Origin of the sequence: Microbacterium sp. Mcb102 (assembly GCF_024519805.1) — a bacterium.
GTDB lineage: Bacteria > Actinomycetota > Actinomycetes > Actinomycetales > Microbacteriaceae > Microbacterium.
The window spans coordinates 604,791-627,470 of record NZ_JALJRG010000001.1; the positions used below are offsets into that span (position 1 = coordinate 604,791).

At 67.5% G+C, this 22,680-nt stretch carries 19 protein-coding genes; 15 read left to right on the forward strand and 4 right to left on the reverse strand.

From position 1 onward, the window contains the following. The first annotated feature begins 165 nt into the window (after positions 1 to 165). From rpsB to OC372_RS02950, 9 genes are all read left to right on the forward strand, one after another. Positions 166 to 1,116, forward strand: coding sequence for a 30S ribosomal protein S2 (gene rpsB, locus OC372_RS02910; RefSeq protein WP_029263483.1), 951 nt, complete (start codon positions 166 to 168; stop codon positions 1,114 to 1,116). A 44-nt stretch (positions 1,117 to 1,160) separates the two neighbouring features. Continuing rightward, the gene (tsf, locus tag OC372_RS02915) at positions 1,161 to 1,988 is read left to right on the forward strand and encodes a translation elongation factor Ts (RefSeq protein WP_262000880.1); all 828 of its coding nucleotides are present in this window, start codon (positions 1,161 to 1,163) and stop codon (positions 1,986 to 1,988) included. Positions 1,989 to 2,079: 91 nt separating this feature from the next. Next, positions 2,080 to 2,796 (forward strand): UMP kinase, encoded by a 717-nt coding sequence (gene pyrH / locus OC372_RS02920; protein WP_105709869.1) that lies wholly within the window; start codon positions 2,080 to 2,082, stop codon positions 2,794 to 2,796. Positions 2,797 to 2,864: 68 nt separating this feature from the next. Further along, positions 2,865 to 3,419 carry a ribosome recycling factor gene (frr, locus tag OC372_RS02925; protein WP_029263480.1) on the forward strand — a complete coding sequence of 185 codons (555 nt, stop codon included), beginning with the start codon at positions 2,865 to 2,867 and terminating at the stop codon, positions 3,417 to 3,419. Positions 3,420 to 3,424: 5 nt separating this feature from the next. Continuing rightward, the gene (locus OC372_RS02930) at positions 3,425 to 4,570 is read left to right on the forward strand and encodes a phosphatidate cytidylyltransferase (RefSeq protein ID WP_262000881.1); all 1,146 of its coding nucleotides are present in this window, start codon (positions 3,425 to 3,427) and stop codon (positions 4,568 to 4,570) included. Then, a complete protein-coding gene (locus OC372_RS02935; RefSeq protein ID WP_262000882.1) occupies positions 4,570 to 5,148 on the forward strand; it encodes a DivIVA domain-containing protein in 579 nt (192 codons plus the stop codon). Before OC372_RS02930 ends, OC372_RS02935 begins: the two co-directional genes overlap by 1 nt. Positions 5,149 to 5,195: 47 nt before the next feature. After that, entirely contained in the window at positions 5,196 to 5,888 is a 693-nt protein-coding gene (locus OC372_RS02940; RefSeq protein ID WP_231481753.1) for a transglycosylase SLT domain-containing protein, read from the forward strand. 9 nt (positions 5,889 to 5,897) lie between these two features. After that, entirely contained in the window at positions 5,898 to 6,185 is a 288-nt protein-coding gene (locus OC372_RS02945; protein WP_262000883.1) for a hypothetical protein, read from the forward strand. A gap of 2 nt (positions 6,186 to 6,187) precedes the next feature. Then, entirely contained in the window at positions 6,188 to 6,904 is a 717-nt protein-coding gene (locus tag OC372_RS02950) for an alpha/beta hydrolase (protein WP_262000884.1), read from the forward strand. Between the two features lie 22 nt (positions 6,905 to 6,926). On the opposite strand, the gene OC372_RS02955 is transcribed toward OC372_RS02950, so the two are convergent. Then, positions 6,927 to 7,988: an AI-2E family transporter gene (locus OC372_RS02955; protein WP_029263475.1), complete on the reverse strand. Its 1,062-nt coding sequence runs from the start codon at positions 7,986 to 7,988 to the stop codon at positions 6,927 to 6,929. A gap of 180 nt (positions 7,989 to 8,168) precedes the next feature. On the opposite strand from OC372_RS02955, the gene OC372_RS02960 reads away from it, so the two are divergent. Beyond that, on the forward strand, positions 8,169 to 10,091 hold the full coding sequence (locus OC372_RS02960; RefSeq protein ID WP_262000885.1) for a glycosyl transferase: 1,923 nt from the start codon (positions 8,169 to 8,171) through the stop codon (positions 10,089 to 10,091). Continuing rightward, positions 10,088 to 11,011: a tetratricopeptide repeat protein gene (locus OC372_RS02965; protein WP_262000886.1), complete on the forward strand. Its 924-nt coding sequence runs from the start codon at positions 10,088 to 10,090 to the stop codon at positions 11,009 to 11,011. Before OC372_RS02960 ends, OC372_RS02965 begins: the two co-directional genes overlap by 4 nt. A gap of 29 nt (positions 11,012 to 11,040) precedes the next feature. Here OC372_RS02965 and glgB read toward each other — a convergent pair whose 3' ends face one another. The 3 genes from glgB to glgX form a co-directional block, all read right to left on the reverse strand. After that, the gene (gene glgB, locus OC372_RS02970; RefSeq protein ID WP_262000887.1) at positions 11,041 to 13,245 is read right to left on the reverse strand and encodes a 1,4-alpha-glucan branching protein GlgB; all 2,205 of its coding nucleotides are present in this window, start codon (positions 13,243 to 13,245) and stop codon (positions 11,041 to 11,043) included. Then, entirely contained in the window at positions 13,242 to 15,314 is a 2,073-nt protein-coding gene (locus tag OC372_RS02975) for an alpha-1,4-glucan--maltose-1-phosphate maltosyltransferase (RefSeq protein WP_262000888.1), read from the reverse strand. The genes glgB and OC372_RS02975 overlap by 4 nt, the downstream gene beginning before the upstream one ends. A gap of 65 nt (positions 15,315 to 15,379) precedes the next feature. Next, a complete protein-coding gene (glgX, locus tag OC372_RS02980; protein WP_262000889.1) occupies positions 15,380 to 17,452 on the reverse strand; it encodes a glycogen debranching protein GlgX in 2,073 nt (690 codons plus the stop codon). Positions 17,453 to 17,552: 100 nt separating this feature from the next. Between glgX and OC372_RS02985 the strand changes: the two genes are divergently transcribed. The 4 genes from OC372_RS02985 to OC372_RS03000 are packed head-to-tail and all read left to right on the forward strand — an operon-like array spanning position 17,553 to position 22,668. Next, positions 17,553 to 18,728, forward strand: a complete 1,176-nt coding sequence (locus tag OC372_RS02985) for a cysteine desulfurase family protein (protein WP_262000890.1) — start codon at positions 17,553 to 17,555, stop codon at positions 18,726 to 18,728. 9 nt (positions 18,729 to 18,737) lie between these two features. Then, positions 18,738 to 19,835 (forward strand): tRNA 2-thiouridine(34) synthase MnmA, encoded by a 1,098-nt coding sequence (gene mnmA / locus OC372_RS02990; RefSeq protein ID WP_105709877.1) that lies wholly within the window; start codon positions 18,738 to 18,740, stop codon positions 19,833 to 19,835. A 38-nt stretch (positions 19,836 to 19,873) separates the two neighbouring features. Beyond that, a complete protein-coding gene (ligA, locus tag OC372_RS02995; protein ID WP_262000891.1) occupies positions 19,874 to 22,207 on the forward strand; it encodes an NAD-dependent DNA ligase LigA in 2,334 nt (777 codons plus the stop codon). Continuing rightward, positions 22,204 to 22,668 carry a hypothetical protein gene (locus tag OC372_RS03000; protein ID WP_262000892.1) on the forward strand — a complete coding sequence of 155 codons (465 nt, stop codon included), beginning with the start codon at positions 22,204 to 22,206 and terminating at the stop codon, positions 22,666 to 22,668. Before ligA ends, OC372_RS03000 begins: the two co-directional genes overlap by 4 nt. Positions 22,669 to 22,680 lie beyond the last annotated feature (12 nt).

Genomic DNA, 22,680 nt, shown 5'->3' on the forward strand with positions numbered 1-22,680 from the left:
TATCGGGGTGACTACGCGTGCCCAAAGCGATTCAGATCGCGGCATCCACTCCCACAGGTCCTGTTCCTCGAACAGGCGGGCGTGGGCCGGGCACCAGGAAGTCCGATCATCCGATCGGCTTGCAACCTCAACGGCGCAGGAACGCGCCAGAACCAGGAGACGACCATGGCTGTGGTCACCATCCGCCAGCTGCTCGACAGCGGCGTGCACTTCGGACACCAGACCCGTCGGTGGAACCCGAAGGTCAAGCGCTTCATCCTCACCGAGCGCAGCGGCATCCACATCATCGACCTCCAGCAGTCGCTCGGCTACATCGACAAGGCCTACGACTTCGTCAAGGAGACCGTCGCCCACGGTGGCACGATCCTCTTCGTCGGCACCAAGAAGCAGGCGCAGGAGATCCTCGCCGAGCAGGCGACGCGTGTCGGCCAGCCCTTCGTGAACCAGCGGTGGCTCGGTGGACTCCTCACCAACTTCCAGACGATCTCCAAGCGTCTCGCACGTATGAAGGAGCTCGAGGAGCTCGACTACGAGACCCCGGCCAACAGCGGCTTCACGAAGAAGGAGCTCCTGCTCAAGAAGCGTGAGCTCGACAAGCTGCACAAGTCGCTCGGCGGTATCCGCAACCTCACCAAGACGCCGTCGGCCATCTGGGTCGTCGACGCCAAGCGCGAGCACCTCGCGATCGATGAGGCCAAGAAGCTCGGCATCCCGGTGATCGGCATCCTCGACACCAACGCCGACCCGGACGACTTCCAGTACCCGATCCCCGGCAACGACGATGCGATCCGCTCCGTCTCGCTGCTGACGCGCATCATCGCCGACGCCGCGGCCGAGGGCCTGCAGCAGAAGCACAACCCGGAGACGGGTGACGCCGAGCCGCTCGCCGACTGGGAGAAGGAGCTCCTCGAGACTCCCGCCCAGGAGGTGCAGGAGTCCGCTGACGCCGCCGAGGTCGTGACCTCCGACGATGAGGCCGCCGTCGTCGAGACGCCTGCTGCTGACGAGACCGCTGCCGACGAGGCCGGTGCGGAGGCACATGACGAGGCGATCGCCGCCGCTTCCGGTGAGGAGACCGCTGAGGTCGCCGCCGCCGAGGCTGCCGACGCCAAGTAATCCCCTCGTTCACACACACCTAACGAAGCAAGGAGCCACCACACATGGCCAACTTCACCATCGCTGACCTCAAGGCGCTGCGTGAGCAGCTCGGCACCGGAATGGTCGACACCAAGAAGGCGCTCGAGGAGGCTGACGGAGACGTCGCGAAGGCCACCGAGATCCTGCGTCTCAAGGGTGCGAAGGGCAACGCGAAGCGCGCTGACCGTTCGACCAGCGAGGGACTGATCGTCGCTCGCGAGCAGGATGGCGCTGTGACGCTCATCGAGCTCGCCTGCGAGACCGACTTCGTCGCGAAGAACGAGCGCTTCATCGCGCTGGCCGACAAGGTCGCCGACGCCGCAGCAGCGGTCAAGGCCGACTCGGTCGACGCCGCCCTCGCCGCCTCCGCCGGCGACAAGAGCGTCGAGCAGGTCATCTCCGAAGAGGCCGCGATCATCGGCGAGAAGGTCGAACTGCGCCGCGTGCGCACGATCTCGGGCGACAAGGTCGAGGTCTACCTCCACCGCACGAGCAAGGACCTGCCCCCGCAGATCGGTGTCGTCGTCGCCTACTCGGGTGAGGATGCCGAGACCGCGCGCAGCATCGCCCAGCACATCTCCTTCGCGAACCCGTCGTACCTGTCCCGCGAGGACGTGCCGGCGGACGCGGTCGAGAAGGAGCGCGAGATCGTCACCGAGATCTCTCGCAACGAGGGCAAGCCGGAAGCGGCTCTCCCGAAGATCGTCGAAGGCCGCGTGTCTGCGTTCATCAAGCAGGTCGCCCTGCTCGAGCAGGACTACGCCAAGGACAACAAGCTCTCTGTCGCCCAGGTGGCGAAGGACGCCGGTATCACCGTGACGGACTTCGCGCGCTTCAAGGTCGGCGCGTAGCAAGGTCGAAGGGGTTCGGATCGCATGATCCGAACCCCTTCTTCATGCCCACGAGGCACTATCTTGAATCGGGACGAGAGGACACCCACCCATGAATGAACGCACCGGACGCCGACGCGTCCTTCTCAAGCTCTCCGGCGAGGCTTTCGGAGCGGGGCAGCTGGGTGTCAGCCCCGATGTGGTCTCGCAGATCGCCCGCGACATCGCCGCGGCCGTCGATCGGGTCGAGGTGGCGATCGTCGTCGGTGGAGGCAACTTCTTCCGCGGTGCCGAGCTCAGCCAGCGCGGCATGGACAGGGGGCGCGCCGACTACATGGGCATGCTGGGCACGGTCATGAACGCCCTCGCCCTCCAGGACTTCCTCGAGCAGGCCGGAGCCGCCACCCGCGTGCAGTCGGCCATCTCGATGACTCAGGTCGCCGAGCCGTACATCCCGCGCCGCGCCGAGCGTCACCTCGAGAAAGGCCGCGTCGTCATCTTCGGTGCCGGCGCAGGCCTCCCGTACTTCTCCACCGACACCGTCGCAGCGCAGCGCGCGCTCGAGATCGGCGCGGACGAGGTCCTCGTCGCCAAGAACGGCGTCGACGCGATCTACACCGCCGACCCGAACAAGCACGCCGACGCGGAGCGCATCGAGCGCGTCACGTATCGTGATGCGCTGCAGCGTGGCCTCAAGGTCGTCGACTCGACCGCCTTCAGCCTGTGTATGGACAACAGCATGGACATGCGCGTGTTCGGCATGGAGCCCGCAGGCAACGTGACCCGCGCGTTGCTCGGCGAGCCGATCGGAACCCTCGTCACCGCCTGAGCGTGTGACACGGCGGAGACGACTTCGCCCGATAGAATTTGCAGAACACCCCGACGATAGGAGCCACCGTGATCGCGGACGTCCTCGCTGAAACCACCACTCGTATGAACCGGGCGGTCGAAGCTGCCAAGGAGGACTTCTCCACGGTGCGCACCGGTCGTGCGAACCCGCAGATGTTCCAGAAGGTCCTCGTGGACTACTACGGCACGCCGACCCCGATCGCCCAGCTCGCATCGCTGGCGAACCAGGAAGCCCGAACGCTCATCATCACGCCGTACGACAAGTCGGCGCTGAAGGCGATCGAGCAGGCGATCCGCGACATGCCGAACCTCGGAGTCAACCCCACGAACGACGGCAACCTCGTGCGCGTGACGATGCCCGAGCTCACGGCTGAGCGTCGCAAGGAGTACGTCAAGCTCGTCAAGACCAAGGCTGAAGACGCGAAGGTCCATGTCCGTGGCATCCGTCGCAAGGCGAAGGACGAGCTCGACGCGCTCAAGAGCGAGCTCGGTGAGGATGAGATCGCTCGGGGCGAGAAGGAGCTGGACGGCCTGACGCGCCAGCACGTCGACCTCATCGACGACGCGCTGAAGCGCAAAGAGGCCGAACTCCTCGAGGTGTAGTCCGGATGTCTGACGAAACGCGAGACGCCGAGGAGGGCATGCCGCCGACGCGTAGAGACGCGCGTGATGGCACGCCGCTCGACGGCGTCCCGCTCGCGGACGCCGCCTTCCCGACGTTCGATGCGGAGACCATTCCGCCTCGTCCACCGCTGCCGGCGTCATCCGCCGGTGCGGCGCCCGTCGTGGCCGGGCCGCTCGACACAGCCGACCACAATGCGATCCGGGAGCAGTGGCGGGCCGCGCGGGACGAACTCGAGAACCATGTCTCCCATGCACGCGATCAGATCGATCAGGCGAATGAACGGATAAAACAGCGCACGGGGCGGGACCTCGTTCTGGCGATTCTGATCGGTCTCGCGTTCGGTGCGGCGCTGCTCGGATCGCTGCTCTTCGTCAAAGCGCTGTTCGTGCCGTTCGCTCTGGCCGCGGCACTGCTGGGGGTGTACGAACTCTCTCGGGCTCTGCGGGCCTCCGGCCGCCGGGTCGATGTCGTTCCCCAGCTGGTCGCGGGCGCCTTCCTGGTGCTCTCCGCGTACTTCGCAGAACCGTGGCTGTCCTGGGTCATGCTCTTCGTGGCGGTCGCGTTCGTGATCGTGTGGCGACTCATCGCCCAGATGATGGTGAAAGACGGCCGTACCTACGGTGACGTCCTCGCGGATACGGTCATCGGCGGTTTCGTCCAGGTCTACGTCCCGTTCCTCGCCGGCGTCGCTCTCATCCTCCTCGAACAGGAGGGTGGCCAGTGGTGGGTGCTCAGCTTCATCGCCGTCGCGGTCGCCGCCGACACGGGGGCGTACGCGGCGGGTCTCGCTTTCGGACGTCACCCGATGGCCCCGAAGATCAGCCCCAAGAAGACCTGGGAGGGATTCGGCGGCGCTGTCCTCGCTTCCCTGGTTGCCGGCGTGCTGCTCGCCATCTTCCTTCTCGAACTGCCCTGGTGGGCGGGCCTGATCTTCGGCGCGTCGATCCTGCTGTCGGCGACGCTGGGCGATCTCGGGGAATCCATGCTCAAGCGCGATCTCGGCATCAAGGACATGAGTTCTTGGCTTCCCGGGCACGGCGGTCTTCTTGATCGGCTCGACAGCATCCTGCCCTCGACGATCCCGGCGCTCTGCCTCTACTTCCTCCTCTCTCCCTGGGTGGTGCTGTGATGAACGAAGACCAGGTCGCCGAGCGAGCTGCCGATGCCTCGACGGCGTTCGCGCTGACGTCCGGGCGCGAGCGTGGATACCACCGTGCCGCTGTCGACACCTTTCTCGCGTCTGCGCGACGAGCGTTCGAGGCCGGTACCGACGACCTGGGCGCCGACGATGTGCGCGCGGCATCCTTTCCGCTCGTCAAGGGCGGCTACGTGGTGGCCGACGTCGATGCGGCTCTCGGTCGCGTGGAAGACGCTTTCGCCGCGCGCGAGCGGGAGCGTGTGGTGCGAGCGCAGGGCGCCGAGGTCTGGGTCGAACAGGCGAGAGCAGACGCGCAGACGATCTTGGATCACCTGGCCCGGCCTCGCCGCCGACGCTTCGCCCGCACCGGTGTCCTCACGTTCGGCTATCGCGTCGACGAGGTCGATCATGTCTCGACCAGGATCGTCCGCTACCTCCGCGACGGAGACCCGCTCTCCGCCGAGCAGCTGCGTTCTGCCGCGTTTCGCATGCAGCGTGGCGGCTACCGTGAAGAGCAGGTCGACGCACTCCTCGACGCCACGATCGACGTGATTCTCGCCGTTCGCTGAGTTCCTGATGGTCGACTCAGGCGCCTTTGCGTAGACTGTCCTTCATCGTGAACTCCCGAAACGACATGAACCCCGAACGACGCGACCTTTCGCTGGTGCCCGCAGCGACGGTCAGATCCGCGCGCACGGGCACTCGCCGATGGTCTCGCCGTCGTGGTGTCGTGAGCGTGTTCAGCGCTCTCGCTGTGGTCGGATTCGCGGGAGCACTCGTGGCACCGACCGGCGTCGCGTTGGCGGAGCCCGTGCAGTCCGATGCTCCGGACTCGGCCTATTCGCTCGCTCTCGCCGACACGCAGAATCTCACGGTCACGGTCAGCGGTGCAGCGATCACGCCGGTCGAACGCGGCACGTTCGAGGTGTACGTGAAGCCGAAACCGAAGCCCAAGCCCAAGCCGGCAGCGACTGCCGCAACAGGTTCGCAGGGCGGGTCCTCCGGTGGCACCCTGCCTCCTTACTCGGGAGGTGGAGCGCCCGCCGACTGGATGGCCGCCGCCGGCATCGCGCAGAGCGATTGGCAGTACGTCGACTACATCGTGTCTCGCGAGAGCGGTTGGAACCCGAACGCCACGAACTCGTCTTCGGGCGCGTGCGGGCTGGTCCAGGCGCTTCCGTGCAGCAAGGTTCCCGGCAACGGCTACGATCCCGTGGACAACCTGCGTTGGGCCACCGGCTACGCCACGGGGCGGTACGGCAGCTGGGCCGGGGCGTACAGCTTCTGGACCAACAACCACTGGTGGTGAACAGGAGCGATGCCTCGCTCACGCCGGCGCCCTCCTGCGCGCCCTGAACCGGACGACTCCTTCGATCGGATGCTCGCCGGATGGAAGCGCTCGGAGACCCGCCGGGGCAGCGAGTGGATCGTGCAGCCGGTGTCATCCGCTCAGGCGCAGAAGGAATACGTCTGCCCGGGGTGTGCGCGGCCGATCGTCGCGGGAACCGCGCACCTGGTCGCCTGGCGTGCCGACGGCGTCTTAGGCGATGCGGCAGATCTCGCCGCGCGTCGGCATTGGCATACACACTGTTGGAGGATGGCGTGAACATGGAGATTCGAGGGCCGCTAGAGCTCCCCGCGCAGCGCGAGGATGTCGAGTTGACCACCGCGGACGGTCTCACACTGGTCGGCGAACTGGCCATCCCGCAGGATGCTCCGCCCGTGGCGACGCTCGTGACGCTTCATCCCCTGCCGACAGCGGGCGGATTCATGGACTCCCACATCATCCGCAAAGCCGCAGCGAGGCTTCCTGCGCTGGCTGACCTGGCAGTCCTGAGGTTCAACACGCGGGGGACCACGTCGCTGCGCGGCACGAGCGACGGTGCGTTCGACGGGGGCGCGGCGGAGCAGTTCGATGTGGCGGCGGCAATGGACTTCGTCCACGCACGGGCGCTTCCGCGTCCATGGCTCCTCGGGTGGTCTTTCGGCACCGAACTGGCGCTCAAGTACGGGCGCGACCACGACATCGCCGGCGTGATCCTCTTGTCTCCGCCGTTGCATCGCGCCACGGAATCGGAGGTCGCGGCCTGGGCCGACAGCGAAGTCCCGCTCGTCGTGTTGGTGCCGGAGCTGGACGACTACCTGCGCCCGGATGAGGCTCGCGAACGCTTCGCCTCGATTCCGCATGCCCAGTTGATCGCGGTCGAGGGCGGTAAGCACCTGTGGGTCGGCGAGACCCAGACGCGGCGCGTGCTCACGGAGATCGTGGCGGCAGTGAACCCGTCGGCTCTTCCCCTGGCCACTCAGTGGCCGCCGACGGACTGATCGAGCCCGAGGCTCCGGTGCCTCAGAGTTCGTTCATCCGCGGGATGAGAACCTGCCGGTAGATGATCAGGATGCTCGCAGCGACGGGGATCGCGATGAGTGCCCCCAGCAGGCCGAGCAGGCTACCGCCCGCGAGCGCCGCCACGACGACGACTGCTCCGGGGACGGCGACCGCGCGGCTCATGATGCGCGGAGAGATCACGTACGCCTCGATCTGCATGTAGACGAGGTAGTAGATCGCCGCGGCGATCGCGATCCCTGGAGACCCGAGACCCGGGATGAGGCACACGAGGACGATGATCGTGGAGCCGGTCAGGGTCCCGACGAGCGGGATCAGTGAGAAGAAGAAGGCGATGATCGCGAGGACCGCCGGGAACGGCGCATCGATGATCGAGAGGTAGATCGCGCTGAGGACGCCGTTGATCACGCCCTGTGTCACCTGCCCCATGACGTAGTACCCCACGGAGTCGGTGATCTGCTCCGACAGGTCGATGAAGCGGTCGCGCTTCGACGACGGGGCGAGCTGGTACACGGCGCGCTTGAGCGATGGCGTCGAGGCGGTGAGGTAGATCGTCAGGATGAGGATGATGAACGCGCCGAACAGTCCGCTGACGACGGCGCCGCTGGCGACGAGGACGCCCTGACCGATGGATCCGCCGATCTCGGCGAGGTTCGTCGTCAGCCAGTCGGTGACGTACGTGAAGACGACATCGACCTGCAGATTCGGGAAGGTGTCCTGCATCCACTCCTTGAGATCGGGGATCATGTTCCCTCGCGAAACGATGGCCGTGATCTGCGCGATCAGCTGGGAGATCTGATCCACGAGTACGGGGAGGATGATCAGCACGATCCCGCTGAAGATCGCGAGGACCGCGAGGATCGTCACCAGCACGGCGAGCCAGCGGGGGAGCCTACGACGTTCCAGGAAGGAGACGAGCGGATCGAGGCCCAGGCTGAGGAAGAGCGCTGTGCCGACGTAGAGCAGGACGCTCGAAAGTGTCTCCACGCTGTTGATCAGGAGGATCCCCAGTCCCACGCCGAGCGTCGCCACGAGGGCGGTGCGGAATGGATTGTGGATCTTCATGCGACGACTCCTCGAAACGACTGCAGCAAGGGTATCCAGACGCCGAGCCACGTGGCGCGCGACGTGCCGGTCCAGCCGGCACTGCATGTGTACGTGGGCAACACACAGCTGATTTCGCTAGTCTGAAATGTCGAGTGTTGCGTCGCGGGCAGGTGCCGGTGATGCGTGAGGAGACTATTCGTGCGTTTCGTATGGGCCGTGGTGGCCTTCGTGCTTGCCGCCGTGCTGATCGGGGCGGGGATCGCCCAGCGCACCTTCGTGGGCCCCGACTCGCAGCAGACGCAAGTCAAGATCGATGAGCCTGCACCGTTCGTCCTGCTGGACGGGGACGTGCTCCGGACGAACCCCGGAGTGCAGACCTTGATCGTGCGCGGTCAGGGTGACATCTTCGGCAGCTACGGCAGGACAGCCGACATGGAAGCCTGGCTCGCAGACTCCGACTACAACCATGTCACGGTGGACGACGACGGCAGCTTCGCCGTCGAGCACGTGTCGCCGGACGCGTCGGCCGGTGGCGAAGAGGGCGAAGAGGGCGAAGCCGACACTGGCCGTGATCCCCGTGGCTCCGACCTGTGGCTCGACTCCTTCGAGAAGGAGAACACGCTCGTCGCCGACAACATGCAACTCCCCGAGGGAACGAGCATGCTGGTCGCGTACGACGGCACGGAGGATGCTCCCGACGACATCGTCGTCTCCTGGCCGCTCGACACCTCGACCCCCCTGGCAGGGCCCCTCATGATCGCCGGCGGCATCGTCCTGCTGATCGGACTCGTTCTGTACGTCCTCGGAATCCGCCACCAGCGTCGTGGACGGGGTCCGCGCCGCAAGGGCCCCGGCCCCCTTCCTGTGACCGAGCCGATCGACGTCGCGGTGCTTCCCCCGGAAGAGCGCGCAGCGATCGAAGGTTCAACGGATACACCGGCCTCCGCCGACCCGGCGCCCTCCGCAGATACCCCGGACACCGAGATCGAAGATGGGGAGATCGTGGACCCCAAGGAGAACGACTCGAAGACGTCGATGCGCGCGAAGAGCCCCGCTCGTCGTCGCCGGCTGCTGGCGATCCCGGCCCTCGGGCTCACTGCCCTTCTCGCTGCCGGGTGTTCCGCCGATTCCTGGCCGCAGTTCGGCGATGCTTCTGCGTCACCCTCGCCCAGCCCGACCGTCATCGCGCCGGAGAATCAGAAGCCCCCCGCCGTGACCGAGGCGCAGGCCAAGCGCATCCTGAAGTCGGTATCCGACACGGTGGTGGAGGCAGACGCCGCACTCGATCTCGACCTGGCCGCCACGCGTCTGGACGGACCGGCTCTCGCCGCCCGCACGACCGAGTACGCGCTGCGGACCAAGCTCACGGACATGGCTGTTCCTGCGGCGATCCCGACGGATGATGTCGAGGTCGTGCTTCCGGAGGCGACCGATGTGTGGCCGCGCACCGTGCTCATGCTCGCGAAGAGCAAGGGCGACGACACCGAGCCGCCCGTTGTGCTCATGATGACGCAGTCAGACCCGTGGTCGAACTACAAGGTCAGCAATATGGCCGAGATGTCCGCGGATGCGGTTTTCCCCGATGTCGCGGCCAGCTGGCTCGGCACGTCGCTCGTCCCGTCGGACTCCGCGTTCCTCACGCTCCCGCCCGCGGAACTCGCCCCGGCGTTCGCCGACGTCGTCGACTCGGGGGAGAAGAGCGAGTTCTACGGCCTGTTCGATGACCTCGCGTTGAATCTCGCGACGTCGATCACCGACAGCCGGCAGGCCGTGGTCAAGGGGCTCGCCGACAAGGGGGCCGCCAAGACGTCCAAGGCGGCATTCGACATGGCGCCGACGACGGATGAGCCCATCTCGATGACCACGCTCGACAGTGGTGCGATCGTCGCGGTTTCTCTGACCGATACCGAGACGGTGACGCCGACGTCTTCCGACGTGGTGATCCGGTTCGGCGACAACGCAGAGGCCAAGGCCCTGACGGGCGCGACGGAATCCGCGAAGGGCGTCGAGACGACGTACGAGTTCCAGCTGTTCTTCTCGGTCCCCGCTCAGGGATCGACGGAGCAGATCAGGCTCCTGGCAGTCCACCAGGACCTCCTTTCCGTGAAGGTGATCAAGTGAGTGAAATCTCTCCGACCGCGCTGCGTGGCGCGGTGGACCTGTCGACCCTCCGCAACCGACCGGCGGCTCCGCCCGAGGGGGCTCCAGCCCCCGGCGTGGTCGATGTCGTCGTCGATGCGACCGATGAGACATTCGGGCAGATCCTCGAACTCTCGCGCACGGTTCCCGTCGTCGTGGATCTGTGGGCCGAGTGGTGCGGGCCGTGCAAACAGCTGAGTCCGATCATCGAGAAGGTGACGCGTGAACTCGGCGGCCGCGTGCTGCTCGCCAAGGTCGACGTCGATGCGAACCCGCAGCTCGCGCAGAGCTTCCGCGCGCAGTCGATCCCGATGGTCGTCGCGTTGATCGCCGGTCAGCCCGTGCCGATGTTCACCGGAGCGGTGCCGGAGCAGCAGGTGCGCGATGTCTTCGCGCAGCTGCTGCAGGTGGCAGCGCAGAACGGTGTCACCGGATCGCTTGCGGTCGACGCCGATGCCGAGGCGCCGTCGACGCCGGAGGAGCCGGAGCTTCCCCCGCTGCACGCCGAGGCGTTCGCCGCGATCGAGGCAGGCGACTACACCGCCGCGATCCGCGCCTACGAGAGGGCCCTCGCCGAGAACCCTCGTGATGAGGAGGCGATCGCTGGTCTCGGCCAGGTGCGTCTGCTCGACCGCGTGCAGGGGCTCGACCTGCAGGCAGCGCGTGCGGCGGCTGCCGAGGGACCGCTCGACGTCCAGGCGCAGTTCGACGTGGCAGACCTCGATCTGGCCGGCGGTCACGTCGACGACGCTTTCTCGCGACTGCTCGACCTGTTCGCCCAGCTGCCGTCCGATCAGCGCACCCCGGTGCGGGAGCGGCTGATCGAGCTGTTCGGCCTCATCGGGACGGGCGACCCGCGAGTGGTAGCCGCCAGGAACCGGCTTTCTTCGCTGTTGTTCTAGCCGTCGGAGGATCCGGCGCGCGCCCCCCGTCATCCGTGGCTCACGGTAGGCACGTGTGGGTCCGACTGGTGCCGCAGCCACAGCGTCGACAGCGCAGGAAGGGTCATCGTCGCCGTGGGGGCGCTTCCGTCCTCACCGGTGGCGAAGACCATGCCCAGGTTTCCGGACCCTCGTCCGCCGTAATCGGCGGCGTCGGTGTTGAGAACCTCCTGCCAGACGCCGTCCTGCGGGAGTGCGAGTCGATATCCCGCGCGCTCCACCCCGGCGAAGTTGCTCACGACGACGAGACGTCCGCCGTGGGCATCCCGCCGCTCGAAGGCGATCACGGTCGGGTCCCAGCTGGGTGCGCCGAGGCGCTGGAACGATGATCCGTCGTTGTCCCGTGCCCACAGCGGGGACTGGGATCTGTACGCACGGTTCATCGCGCCGACGAAGCCCTGCAGCTGCGCGTGCGACGGCTGGTCGAGGAGCCACCAATCCAGCTCACGCCCTTCGGACCACTCGGCGAGCTGACCGAACTCCTGGCCCATGAACAGGAGCTTCTTCCCGGGATGCCCCCACATGTAGGCGAGGTACGCGCGGACGTTCGCGAGCTTGTGCCAGTGGTCGCCGGGCATCTTCGCCATCAGGCTGCCCTTTCCGTGCACGACTTCGTCGTGGCTGATCGGCAGCAGGTAGTTCTCACCGAATGCATACACGAAGGAGAAGGTCATCTCGCCTTCGTGATGCGCGCGGTACATGGGGTCGCGCGAGATGTACTGGAGAGAGTCGTTCATCCAGCCCATGTTCCATTTGAACCCGAACCCCAGGCCGGCGTGGTCGGTGGGTGCGGTGACGCCCGGGAAGCTGGTCGACTCCTCGGCGATCATCATGATCCCCGGGTGCAGTCGGTAGGCCGTGGCGTTCACCTCCTGCAGGAACCGGATCGCCTCGAGATTCTCCCGGCCACCGTGGATGTTCGGTTCCCATTCGCCGGCTTCGCGGGAGTAGTCGAGGTAGAGCATCGAGGCGACGGCATCGACCCGCAGCCCGTCGACGTGGAACTCCCTGAACCAGTACAGCGCGTTGGCTACGAGGAAGCCGCGCACCTCCGGTCGGCCGTAGTCGAAGATGAGCGTGCCCCAGTCCTGGTGCTCGCCGCGGCGAGGATCGGGGTGTTCGTACAGGGGCTGGCCGTCGAAGCGCGCGAGGGCGAAGGCGTCTTTCGGGAAGTGCCCGGGAACCCAGTCCATGATCACGCCGATGCCGGCCTGGTGCAGCCGATCGATCAGGTATCTCAGGTCGTCCGGGGTGCCGAAACGGCTCGTGGGCGCGTAATAGCCGCTGACCTGGTAGCCCCAGGAGCCCCCGAAGGGGTGCTCCGCCAACGGCATGAACTCGACGTGCGTGAATCCGGTATCCGTCACGTGCTGGATCAGCGGCTCGGCGATGTCCCGGTACCCGAGGCCCTCACGCCAGGAGCCGACGTGGATCTCGTAGACCGACAGCGGCTGCGCGACGGCGTGGGTCGCGGCACGCCGGGTCATCCACGCGCCGTCCGCCCACTCGTAGGACGACGCGGTCACGACGGATGCTGTGTTCGGCGGTACCTCGGCCGCGAGCGCCATCGGGTCGGCTTTCAGTATCCAGGCTCCGTCGCGGGTGCGGATCTGATACTTGTACCGCGTGCAAACGGGGAGATCGGGGATGAAGAGCTCCCAGACTCCGCTCACGCCCATCGAGCGCATCGCGTGCGCATCGCCGATCCAGTCGTTGTGATCGCCGACGACGCGCACTGCCGAGGCGTTGGGCGCCCAGACGGCGAACGCGACGCCCTGCTCGCCGTCCAGCGTCCGGGGGTGGGCACCCAGCGCCTCCCAGAGGCGTTCGTGCCGTCCCTCGGCGATCAGATGGAGGTCGAGGTCTCCGAGAGTCGGACGGTGTCGATACGGATCCCCGGAGAGCGTCTCCTCGTGATCCGCGTACCGCGTGGCGAGCCGGTATGGGAGCGGGGGACCGACGTGCTGCGCCTCCCAGATGCCATGCGCCACGTGGGCGAGCTCGAGCCGGCTGCCGTCGCCGAACACCGCGGACACGCCGGCGGCCAGCGGGCGTCGGACGCGGATCACGGTGACCGTGCGGTCTGCGGCGTCTTTGTGGGGGTGCGCGCCGAGGATGGCGTGCGGATCGTGGTGCGTGGCCGAGGAGACGGCCTCCCACTCGGTGGATGCGGCGACATCTTCTGTGTAGCTCATGCTCGCTCCCTCACCTTCAGGATGTGCACCGGCTCGGCGAAGGCGTCGAGCCGCACATAGTTGTGATCGTTCCACGTCCAGACGGCGCCGGTGAGCAGGTCTTCGACCTCGAACGGATCGCCGAGCGGGATGCCCCATTGCGTGCTGTCGAGGTGCACGGTCGTCTCGCGCACGGAGTGCGGGTCGACGTTCGCCACCACGATGACGGTATCGGGACGTCCGGTACCGGTGAACGGCGCCGGCAGGTGCTTGCTGTACACGAGGACGGCATCGTCGTCGCTCCAGTGCGCCCGGAAGTTCCTGAGCTGGCCGAGTGCGGGGTGAGCTGCGCGGATCTCGTTGAGGCGCCGGAGCAGAGGAGCGAGCGATTCGCCGCGGGCCTCTGCGCCCGACCAGTCGCGGAACTTGAACTCGTACTTCTCGTTGTCGATGTTCTCTTCCGACCCGGGCCTCGCCACGTTCTCGAAGAGCTCGTAGCCGGCGTACACCCCGTAAACGGGCCCTGCGGTGGCGGCGATGCAGGCACGGATACGGTACGCCGCGCGACCGCCGAACTGCAGGTACTCGGTCAGGATGTCATGGGTGTTCACGAAGAGGTTGGGCCGCATGTAGTCGGAAGTCTCCTGCGACACAGAGGTGAGGAATTCCTCCAGTTCGCTCTTGGTATTCCGCCACGTGAAGTAGCTGTAGCTCTGCTGGAAACCGACGGCGGCCAGGGCACGCATGACGGCGGGGCGGGTGAAGGCCTCCGCGAGGAAGATCACGTCCGGATCGACGGCGCCGATCTCGCGGATCAGCCACTCCCAAAACTGCAGCGGCTTGGTGTGGGGGTTGTCGACCCGGAAGATCTTCACCCCCTGGGCCACCCAGTGCTTCACGATCCGCAACATCTCGGCCGCGATGCCATCGGGGTCGTTGTCGAAGTTGAGCGGGTAGATGTCCTGGTACTTCTTCGGCGGGTTCTCGGCGTACGCGATGCTGCCGTCGGGGAGGGTCGTGAACCACTCGGGGTGCTCGCGCACCCAGGGGTGGTCCGGGGCGGCCTGGAGTGCGAGGTCGAGTGCGACTTCGAGGCCGACTCCGTGCGCCGCGCGAACGAAGGCGCGGAAGTCGGCCGGCGATCCCAGGTCCGGGTGGATCGCGTCGTGACCGCCCTCGGCGGAGCCGATCGCATATGGGGATCCGGGATCACCCGGCTCCGCTGTGAGGGTGTTGTTGCGCCCCTTGCGGTTGGTGGTTCCGATCGGATGGATCGGAACCAGATAGACCACGTCGAAACCCATCGCGGCGACCTCCGGCAAGCGTTTGGCTGCCGTGCGGAACGTCCCGCTCTTCACGGTCCCGTCCTTGAGCCGCTTCGCGCCCTCCGATCGCGGGAAGAACTCGTACCACGCACCGACGCCCGCCGCGGCACGGTCCACGTTGAGCGTCTGTCGCTCGGTGGCGGAACGCAGGGTCGTCAGAGGGCGGGCCAGGAAGACATCAGCCAGTCCGGAATCGGTGGAGAGCGCGAGTGCCGTTTCGCCATCCCCGGTCCGCAGCGACTCGGCGTCCGCGAGCAGACGTTTCCGCTGGGCGGCGGGGCGGTCCTTCTCAGCGGCGGCCCGCGCGAGCAGCTCTGCGCCGAGCGCGGCCATCACCGGCACGTCGACACCGGCTGCGACCTTCAGCTCCGCGGCGTGGGCCCAGGTTGCGAAGTCGTCGGAGAACGCTTCGAACCGATAGCGCCATGCACCCTGCTCGTCGAGCGCGATCTCCGCCGCCCACCGGTCCGTGCCGTCGCTCCGGGCGGTCAGCCGGTGCAGGCTCTCCTCGCCCGAGGGCGACGTGAGGCGCACCTGCACACCGATGATGTCGTGCCCCTCGCGGAACGAGACCACGGTGAACGGGACGACCTCGCCCACGAAGGCCTTCGGCGCGAAGCCGCCGGGCACTGCGGGTGTCGGATCGAGCAGCGGGATGCGAGTGGAGCGAAGCGAGCCCGGGACATCCGCGTCGCCGAAGGCGCGCGTCGGGATCTGAGCGGGGCTCCGAAGAGCCGAGGACCGAGTACCAGCACGTGCAGCCACATCCCGAATGTACCGCGCCGTCGTGGTCGCGGGTAGCGCGCCGCGTGGTGCGTCGGGAGCCGGGTTCATTCGACGCGGAACAGCCTCATCGATGTACCGGAGACGGGAAGCACATCGCCGGGCGCGAAGATCTCCTGCTCGTCGGAAGGCCGCTCCTGAGCGCTCGACCACAGCGACACGAAGCGGGTCGCGCCCTCGATCTCGTCGGGGAGGCGCACGTCGATGGGTGACTCCGTCCCGTGCACGATGAGCAGGATGCGGTTGTAGGCCTCGGTATCGGGGGTGGAGGCGGCGACGTACTGGAGGGTCCGGTTGCCGGGGTCGGCCCACTGGCCCTGCTCCATCGTCTCGCCGTTCTGGTCGAACCAGTCCATGACCGAGGCATTCGGGATGTGCTCGCCGAGTCGCGCGTAGCGGCCGGGGCGCAATGCCGGGTTCTCCTGCCGCAACCGGATCAGGCGTGAGACATGGGCGCGGAGGTCCTCCTGCCAGGGCTCGAAATCCCAGGCGAGCCAGGTGAGAGCGGAGTCCTGAGCATAGGCGTTGTTGTTGCCGCGCTGGGTGCGTCCGACCTCGTCGCCCGCCGTGAGCATCGGGATGCCGGCCGAGAGGAGCAGCGTCCCGAGAAGGTTGCGCATCGCTTTGCGCCGCGCGGCGAGGATCGTCGGGTCATCCGTGGGCCCCTCGACACCGTGGTTGAAGGCGCGGTTCATGTCGGCACCGTCGCGGTTCTGCTCACCGTTCGCTTCATTGTGCTTGACGTCGTACGAGACGAGATCGTGCAGGGTGAAGCCGTCGTGTGCCGTGACGAAGTTCACGCTGGCGAGCGGCCCCCGGTCTTCGCTGAACGTGTTGGAGGATCCGGCGAGTCGGGTCGCGAACCCACCGACGCCCACCGGGGCGGACGCACGTCGTGCATAGTCGATGTCGCTGAGCCAGAAGTTGCGTACGCGGTCGCGATAGCGGTCGTTCCACTCGTGCCATCCCGACGGGAAGTTCCCCGTCTGCCACCCGCCGAGACCGACGTCCCACGGCTCGGCGATGAGCTTGGTGTCGGCGAGCATCGGGTCATCCGCGATGGCCTGCAGGAGCGGATGCTCCGGCGTGTAGGTGTGTGCCCCGTCGCGGGCGATCGCGGTGGCGAGGTCGAAGCGGAAGCCGTCGATCTGCATTTCCTGAGCCCAATAGCGGAGGGAGTCGAGGACGAGTCTGGCCCCGGCATCGGTCGCCGTGTTCAGCGTGTTGCCGCACCCGGTGGTGTCGACGTAGACGCCGGACTCGTCCTGGCGGTAGTAGTTGGCGTTGTCGATGCCGCGCAGGCTCGAGCGGGGACCGCCGATGCCCTCTTCGGAGGTGTGGTTGTAGACGACGTCGAGGATCACTTCGAGGCCGGCCTCGTGCAGCAGCCGCACCATCCCCTTGAACTCGGCGAGGACGGCCTCCGGTCCTTCTTTGCGCGCGTCCTCGGTCGCGTAGGCGGTGTGCGGGGTGAAGAAATTCAGGGTGTTGTAGCCCCAGTAGTTGGTGAGTCCGCGTTCGAGCAGGCGCGGCTCCGGCACGAAGGCGTGCACGGGGAGGAGCTCGATGGAGGTGATGCCCAGCGAGTGGAAGTACTCGATCATCGCGGGATGGGCGAGGCCCGCATAGGTGCCGTGCAGGGCGGGCGGCACATCGGGGTGACGCTTGGTGAGTCCCTTGAGATGCCCCTCGTAGATCACCGTGCGGTCGAGCGGGATACGAGGCTTCTGGGAATCGCCCCAGTCGAAGCCGTCGACGATGACGACCGAACGCCACTCCTCGTAGCCGTCGCCCTGGGCCAGGCCCCGTGCATACGGGTCCAGCAACAGCGTCTCCGGGTTGAAGGTGTTTCCCGGGCCGTGGGGCCCGCCGACGCGGACGGCGTAGCGGACTCCGGGCTGAAGGAGCTCCGTGGTGATCTCCCAGACGCCTCCTGCCAGCCGTTCGAGCGGAACCTCGTCGGTCGCCCAGTCCAGGTCGGTGGAGTCGAACACGACCAGCTCGATGGACGAGGCGTTCTGCGACCAGACGCGCAGGGTGCCGACGCCGTCGTGCAGACGGACGCCGAGGTTGTCGAGGGTGGTGCCGCCGGGCACGGTCAGGTCTCGGGACGCGGGCATGAGTACACACTAGGCGCGATGTGTTGCAGTCTCATGTCAGGGCGTACCGGGTTCCACGGACGGAGACCCGGCAGGGCGGGTTTCGCGAGAGAATCGAAGGATGCGGCACTATCTCGATCATGCGGCGACCACGCCTCTGCGCCCCGAAGCGCGTGACGCCTGGCTTGCTGCCACGGAGACCGTCGGCAACGCCTCCTCCACGCACGGCGCCGGCCAGGATGCCCGCCGACTGCTCGAGGAATACCGCGAGCGGGTCGCCGCGGTGCTCGATGCCGACCCGATCGAGATCGTGTTCACCTCGGGTGGCACCGAGTCGATCAATCTGGCGTTGCAGGGGCTGTGGAGGGCCCGCCCCGAAGGCACGGCGGCGATCGTGATGCCCGAAGCCGAGCACCACGCCACGATGGACACCGTGGCTGCGCTCGTGGAAGACGGCGCCGAGCTGCGCCGGGTGCCGGTGACCGCCCAGGCACGGATCGATCCGGAACAGTTCGCTCTCCGGCTTCCGGGCGCCGCTCTCGCCACCGCGCTCGTCGCGAACAATGAGGCGGGCACGATCAACGACGCGGCGGCGCTTGCCGCCGCCGCCGCGACGGCGGGTGTGGCGCTCCACCTCGACGCCGTCGCCGCGCTCGGACATGTACCGCTGTCGTTCCGGGATCTGCGTGGAGATCCCGCCGGAGGAGTGGGGCTCGTGGCCATGAGTCTCGCCGGGCACAAGATCGCGGCTCCCGTCGGCGTCGGGGTGCTCGTCACAGCGCGCACCGCTCGAATGACGGCCGTCCTCCGCGGCGGCGCGCAGCAACGAGGCCTCCGGGCCGGAACCCAGGACGTCGCCGGGGCTGCGGCGTTCGCCACTGCACTCGAGCTCGCCGAGTCCGAGCGGACGGAGGAGGCCGCGCGATTGCGTGTGCTGCGCGACCGTCTCGTCTCGGGCCTACGTTCCGCCGTGCCGGCAGCCGAGCTCCTGGGCGATCCGACGGACCGGCTGCCGGGCAACGCGCAGGTGCTGTTCCCCGGTGCGGTGGGGGAGAGCCTGTTGTTCCTCCTCGACGTCGCCGGGGTGGCGGCGTCGACCGGATCGGCGTGCCAGGCAGGCGTCGCCGAGCCGTCGCACGTCGTGATGGCGATGGGGCGGAGCGAGCGGGATGCGCGCAGCGTGCTGCGATTCTCGCTGGGTCGGACGTCGACGGACGCCGATGTCGAAGCGGTGCTCGCCGCGATCGGCGACGCCTATGCGCGAGCTTCCGGCGCCGGCACAGGCGCACGCTCGTAGACTGTTCCCATGCGGATCCTTGCGGCGATGAGCGGCGGCGTCGACTCCGCCGTCGCGGCAGCAAGAGCCGTGGAGGCGGGGCACGACGTGGTCGGTGTGCACCTGGCGCTCTCCAGAGCCGGTGGAACGCTCCGCACGGGTAGTCGCGGGTGCTGCACAATCGAGGATGCGCTCGATGCCCGCCGCGCCGCCGACCTGCTCGGCATCCCGTTCTACGTGTGGGACTTCTCCGAGCGTTTCCGCGACGATGTCATCGAGGACTTCATCTCCGAGTACCAGGCAGGACGAACGCCCAACCCCTGCATGCGCTGCAACGAAAAGATCAAGTTCGCGGCCCTCCTGGAGCGCGCGATCGAGCTCGGCTTCGACGCCGTGTGCACCGGGCACTATGCCACGCTCGTCGACGGTGCCGACGGACTGGAGCTGCACCGGGCGTCGGACAACGCCAAGGACCAGTCGTACGTCCTGGGTGTGCTGAACGCTGAGCAGCTCGCACACACGTACTTCCCGCTCGGAACGACCCCCTCGAAGGCGATCGTTCGTGCCGAGGCGGCCGCACGCGGCCTGACCGTCGCCCAGAAGCCGGACAGCCACGACATCTGCTTCATCCCCGACGGGGACACCCGAGGATGGCTCGCTGAGAAGGTCGGAACCGCCACGGGCGAGATCGTGGATCGCAGCGGGGAGGTCGTCGGCTCGCACGAGGGGGCGCATGCCTTCACGGTGGGACAGCGCCGCGGCCTCAAGCTCGGTGTGCCCGCGGCGGACGGCAAGCCTCGCTTCGTGCTCGAAGTCCGACCGGTGTCGAACACCGTCGTGGTCGGACCCAAGGAGGCTCTCGCGATCGCGGAGATCGCAGGGGAGCGGTTCAGCTGGGCCGGGGCCGCGCCGACGGAGTCCTCGTTCGAGTGTCACGTGCAGATCCGCGCGCACTCCGAGCCGGTCGCCGCACGTGCCGTGGTCTCGGACGACGGGGTCCGGGTGACGCCGGAGGTCCCGCTCGACGGGGTCGCGCCTGGGCAGACCGCCGTGCTCTACGTCGGCACCCGGGTGCTCGGGCAGTTCACGATCGACACCACGGTGTCGGCGGTGCCTGTCGGCGCGTAGACCCCATCGGTGTCGGTGCCCGCTCGTAGACTGGCGGGGTGCCGGAGAACATCTCGCTGGAAGACGCCCGAACCGAAGCCGAGGAGCTGACCGCTCGCATCCTCGACGCGAAGGAGGCCTATTACGGCCGTGACACATCGGTCGTGGATGACTTCACCTACGACGGATGGATGCATCGGCTCGAGGAACTGGAGCGGCTGCACCCCGAGCTGCAGGGTCAGGATTCGCCCACGCAGATGGTCGGGGCGGCCGAGGCAACGGGGCTTGCGACGATCGAGCACGCCGAGCGCATGCTCAGCCTCGACAACGTCTTCTCCGTCGACGAGCTGCGGGAGTGGGCGGCGAAGACCAGGGCCGCCGCCGGGCGTGAGGTCGCGTGGCTCACCGAGCTGAAGATCGACGGGCTCGCGATCAACCTCCGGTACGAGAACGGCGTCCTCACCTCTGCCGCCACTCGGGGCGACGGCCGCGTCGGCGAGATCGTGACGGAGAACGCCCTCCGTCTGCCAGAGATCCCGCAACGGCTGAGCGGGGAGGGGCATCCCCCGATCGTCGAAGTGCGTGGCGAGGTATTCATCCCTGTCGCAGCGTTCGAGCGTCTCAACGCTGCGCAGGCCGACTTCCGGGACCGCGCGTACGCCGATGCTCTCGCGCGCTGGGAAGCCAGGGGAGGCGCGAAGAAGGCGTTCGACGAGGAGAAGGCGCAGACGGCGGCCGCCCGACGCTTCCCGTCGTTCGCCAATCCGCGCAATGCCGCCAGCGGCGGGCTCCGCCAACAGATCGACAAGAAGAACGGCCTCGAACTCGAGGCCGGACTCCTGCGCATCGAGTCGCTCGCGCTCTACGTTCACGGCATCGGCGCGTGGACGAACCCTCCCGTCGCCGCGCAGAGCGAGGTGTACGACCTGCTCGCCGAATGGGGTCTGCCCACGAGCCCGCACACGAAGGTGTGCCGGACGATCGACGAGGTGGTATCCTTCGTCGAGTACTTCGGCGAGCACCGTCACGACATCGAGCACGAGCTCGACGGCATCGTGGTCAAGGTCGACGAGCTTGAGCTGCACGACGAACTCGGCGCGACGAGCCGAGCACCCCGTTGGGCCATCGCCTACAAGTACCCGCCCGAGGAGGTCCAGACCAAGCTCCTCGACATCGTCGTATCGGTCGGACGCACCGGGCGCGCCACGCCGTTCGCCGTCATGGCGCCCGCGCACGTCGCCGGTTCCGTCGTCCGCCAGGCCACGCTGCACAACAAGGATGTCGTCAAGGCCAAGGGCGTGCTGATCGGCGACACCGTCGTTCTGCGCAAGGCCGGCGACGTGATCCCCGAGGTTCTCGGTCCCGTGGTCGAGAAGCGCGACGGCAGCGAGCGGGAGTTCGTCATGCCGGTCGAGTGCCCGGAATGCGGCACCCCGTTACGCGCGATGAAGGAAGGCGACATCGACCTCCGGTGCCCGAACGCGCGTTCGTGTCCCGCTCAGGTCCGTGGCCGTGTCGAGCACATCGGATCCCGCGGCGCCCTCGATGTGGAAGCGCTCGGCGAGGTGACCGCTGCGGCGCTCACCCAACCGACCTCACCGGCTGTGCCCCCGCTCGAGACCGAGGCCGGGCTGTTCGCCCTCACCCTCGAGGAGCTCGTACCCATCGAACTGGTCGTGCGAGATTCCGAGACCGGACTCCCGAAGGAGGACGAGGACGGGATCGTCAAGACGCGCGCTCCTTTCCGACGCAACCCCACCGCGGCCGAGAAGAAGTCGGGTCTCGAGGGGCCGCAGCCGTCGTCGCAGGCGCTCACCCTGCTCGCCGAGCTCGAGAAGGCGAAGACCAAGGAGCTGTGGCGACTGCTTGTGTCGCTCAACATCCGCCACGTCGGCCCCGTCGCCGCCCGGGCTCTGGCGCAGTGGTTCGGCTCTCTCGATGCGATCCGTGCGGCTACGCGAGACGAGCTTGCCGCCGTCGAGGGCGTGGGGGGCATCATCGCCGATTCCCTGCTCGCATGGTTCGAGGTCGACTGGCATCAAGAGATCGTGCAGCAGTGGGCCGATGCGGGCGTGCAGTGGTCGACGCCTGGCCACCCCGGGCCGGGTGCGGCGGTTGCGGCGGGTGGAGTGCTCGAAGGTCTCACGGTGGTGGCCACCGGCTCCCTCGACGGCTACACCCGCGACGGCGCGCAGGAGGCGATCATCAACGCGGGCGGTAAGGCTGCGTCGAGCGTGTCGAAGAAAACGGATTTCGTAGCGGCGGGTCCCGGCGCGGGATCGAAACTCGCCAAGGCCGAGGACCTCGGAATCCGGATCCTCGACGCGGCACAGTTCCACATCCTCGTGACAGAGGGGCCGGCCGCGCTCCCGCCCGCGAGCGACGGGTCGTGAAGCGTTACGGGCCTCTGATCGTCGTTCCGAATGCTCTGGCGCTCGGAGACCCCGGGCGACACCATCTTCGTCTCACTCCGCAGGCGGTGATCATCCGCCGAGGTGCCGAAGGTCAAGGGATCGTGCCGTGGGACCGCGTGGAGGGGATCGCTCTCGATGTGCCGACGACGCGGTTCCGGCTGCCCGGGTTCTTCGGCACGGTACTGCTCGGCGCACTGACGGCGGCGATGCTGAGCGACCCCGGCATCGAGCCCGATGATGGAGCGGTGACGCTCACTGTCGATGGTGAGAGCACGACGCTGCCGCTGAGCCGCCATCACGTCGGTGGCTACTGGCAGCCGACGGTGGCGGGCGCACATCGATTGATCGCGCACCTCATCGCACACCCCGAACAGCGGGCATTGTTGGCGCACCCCGAGCCGCTGATCGACGTCGCGGCGCAACTCGCGCGCGGAACGTGATAGTCCGAACCG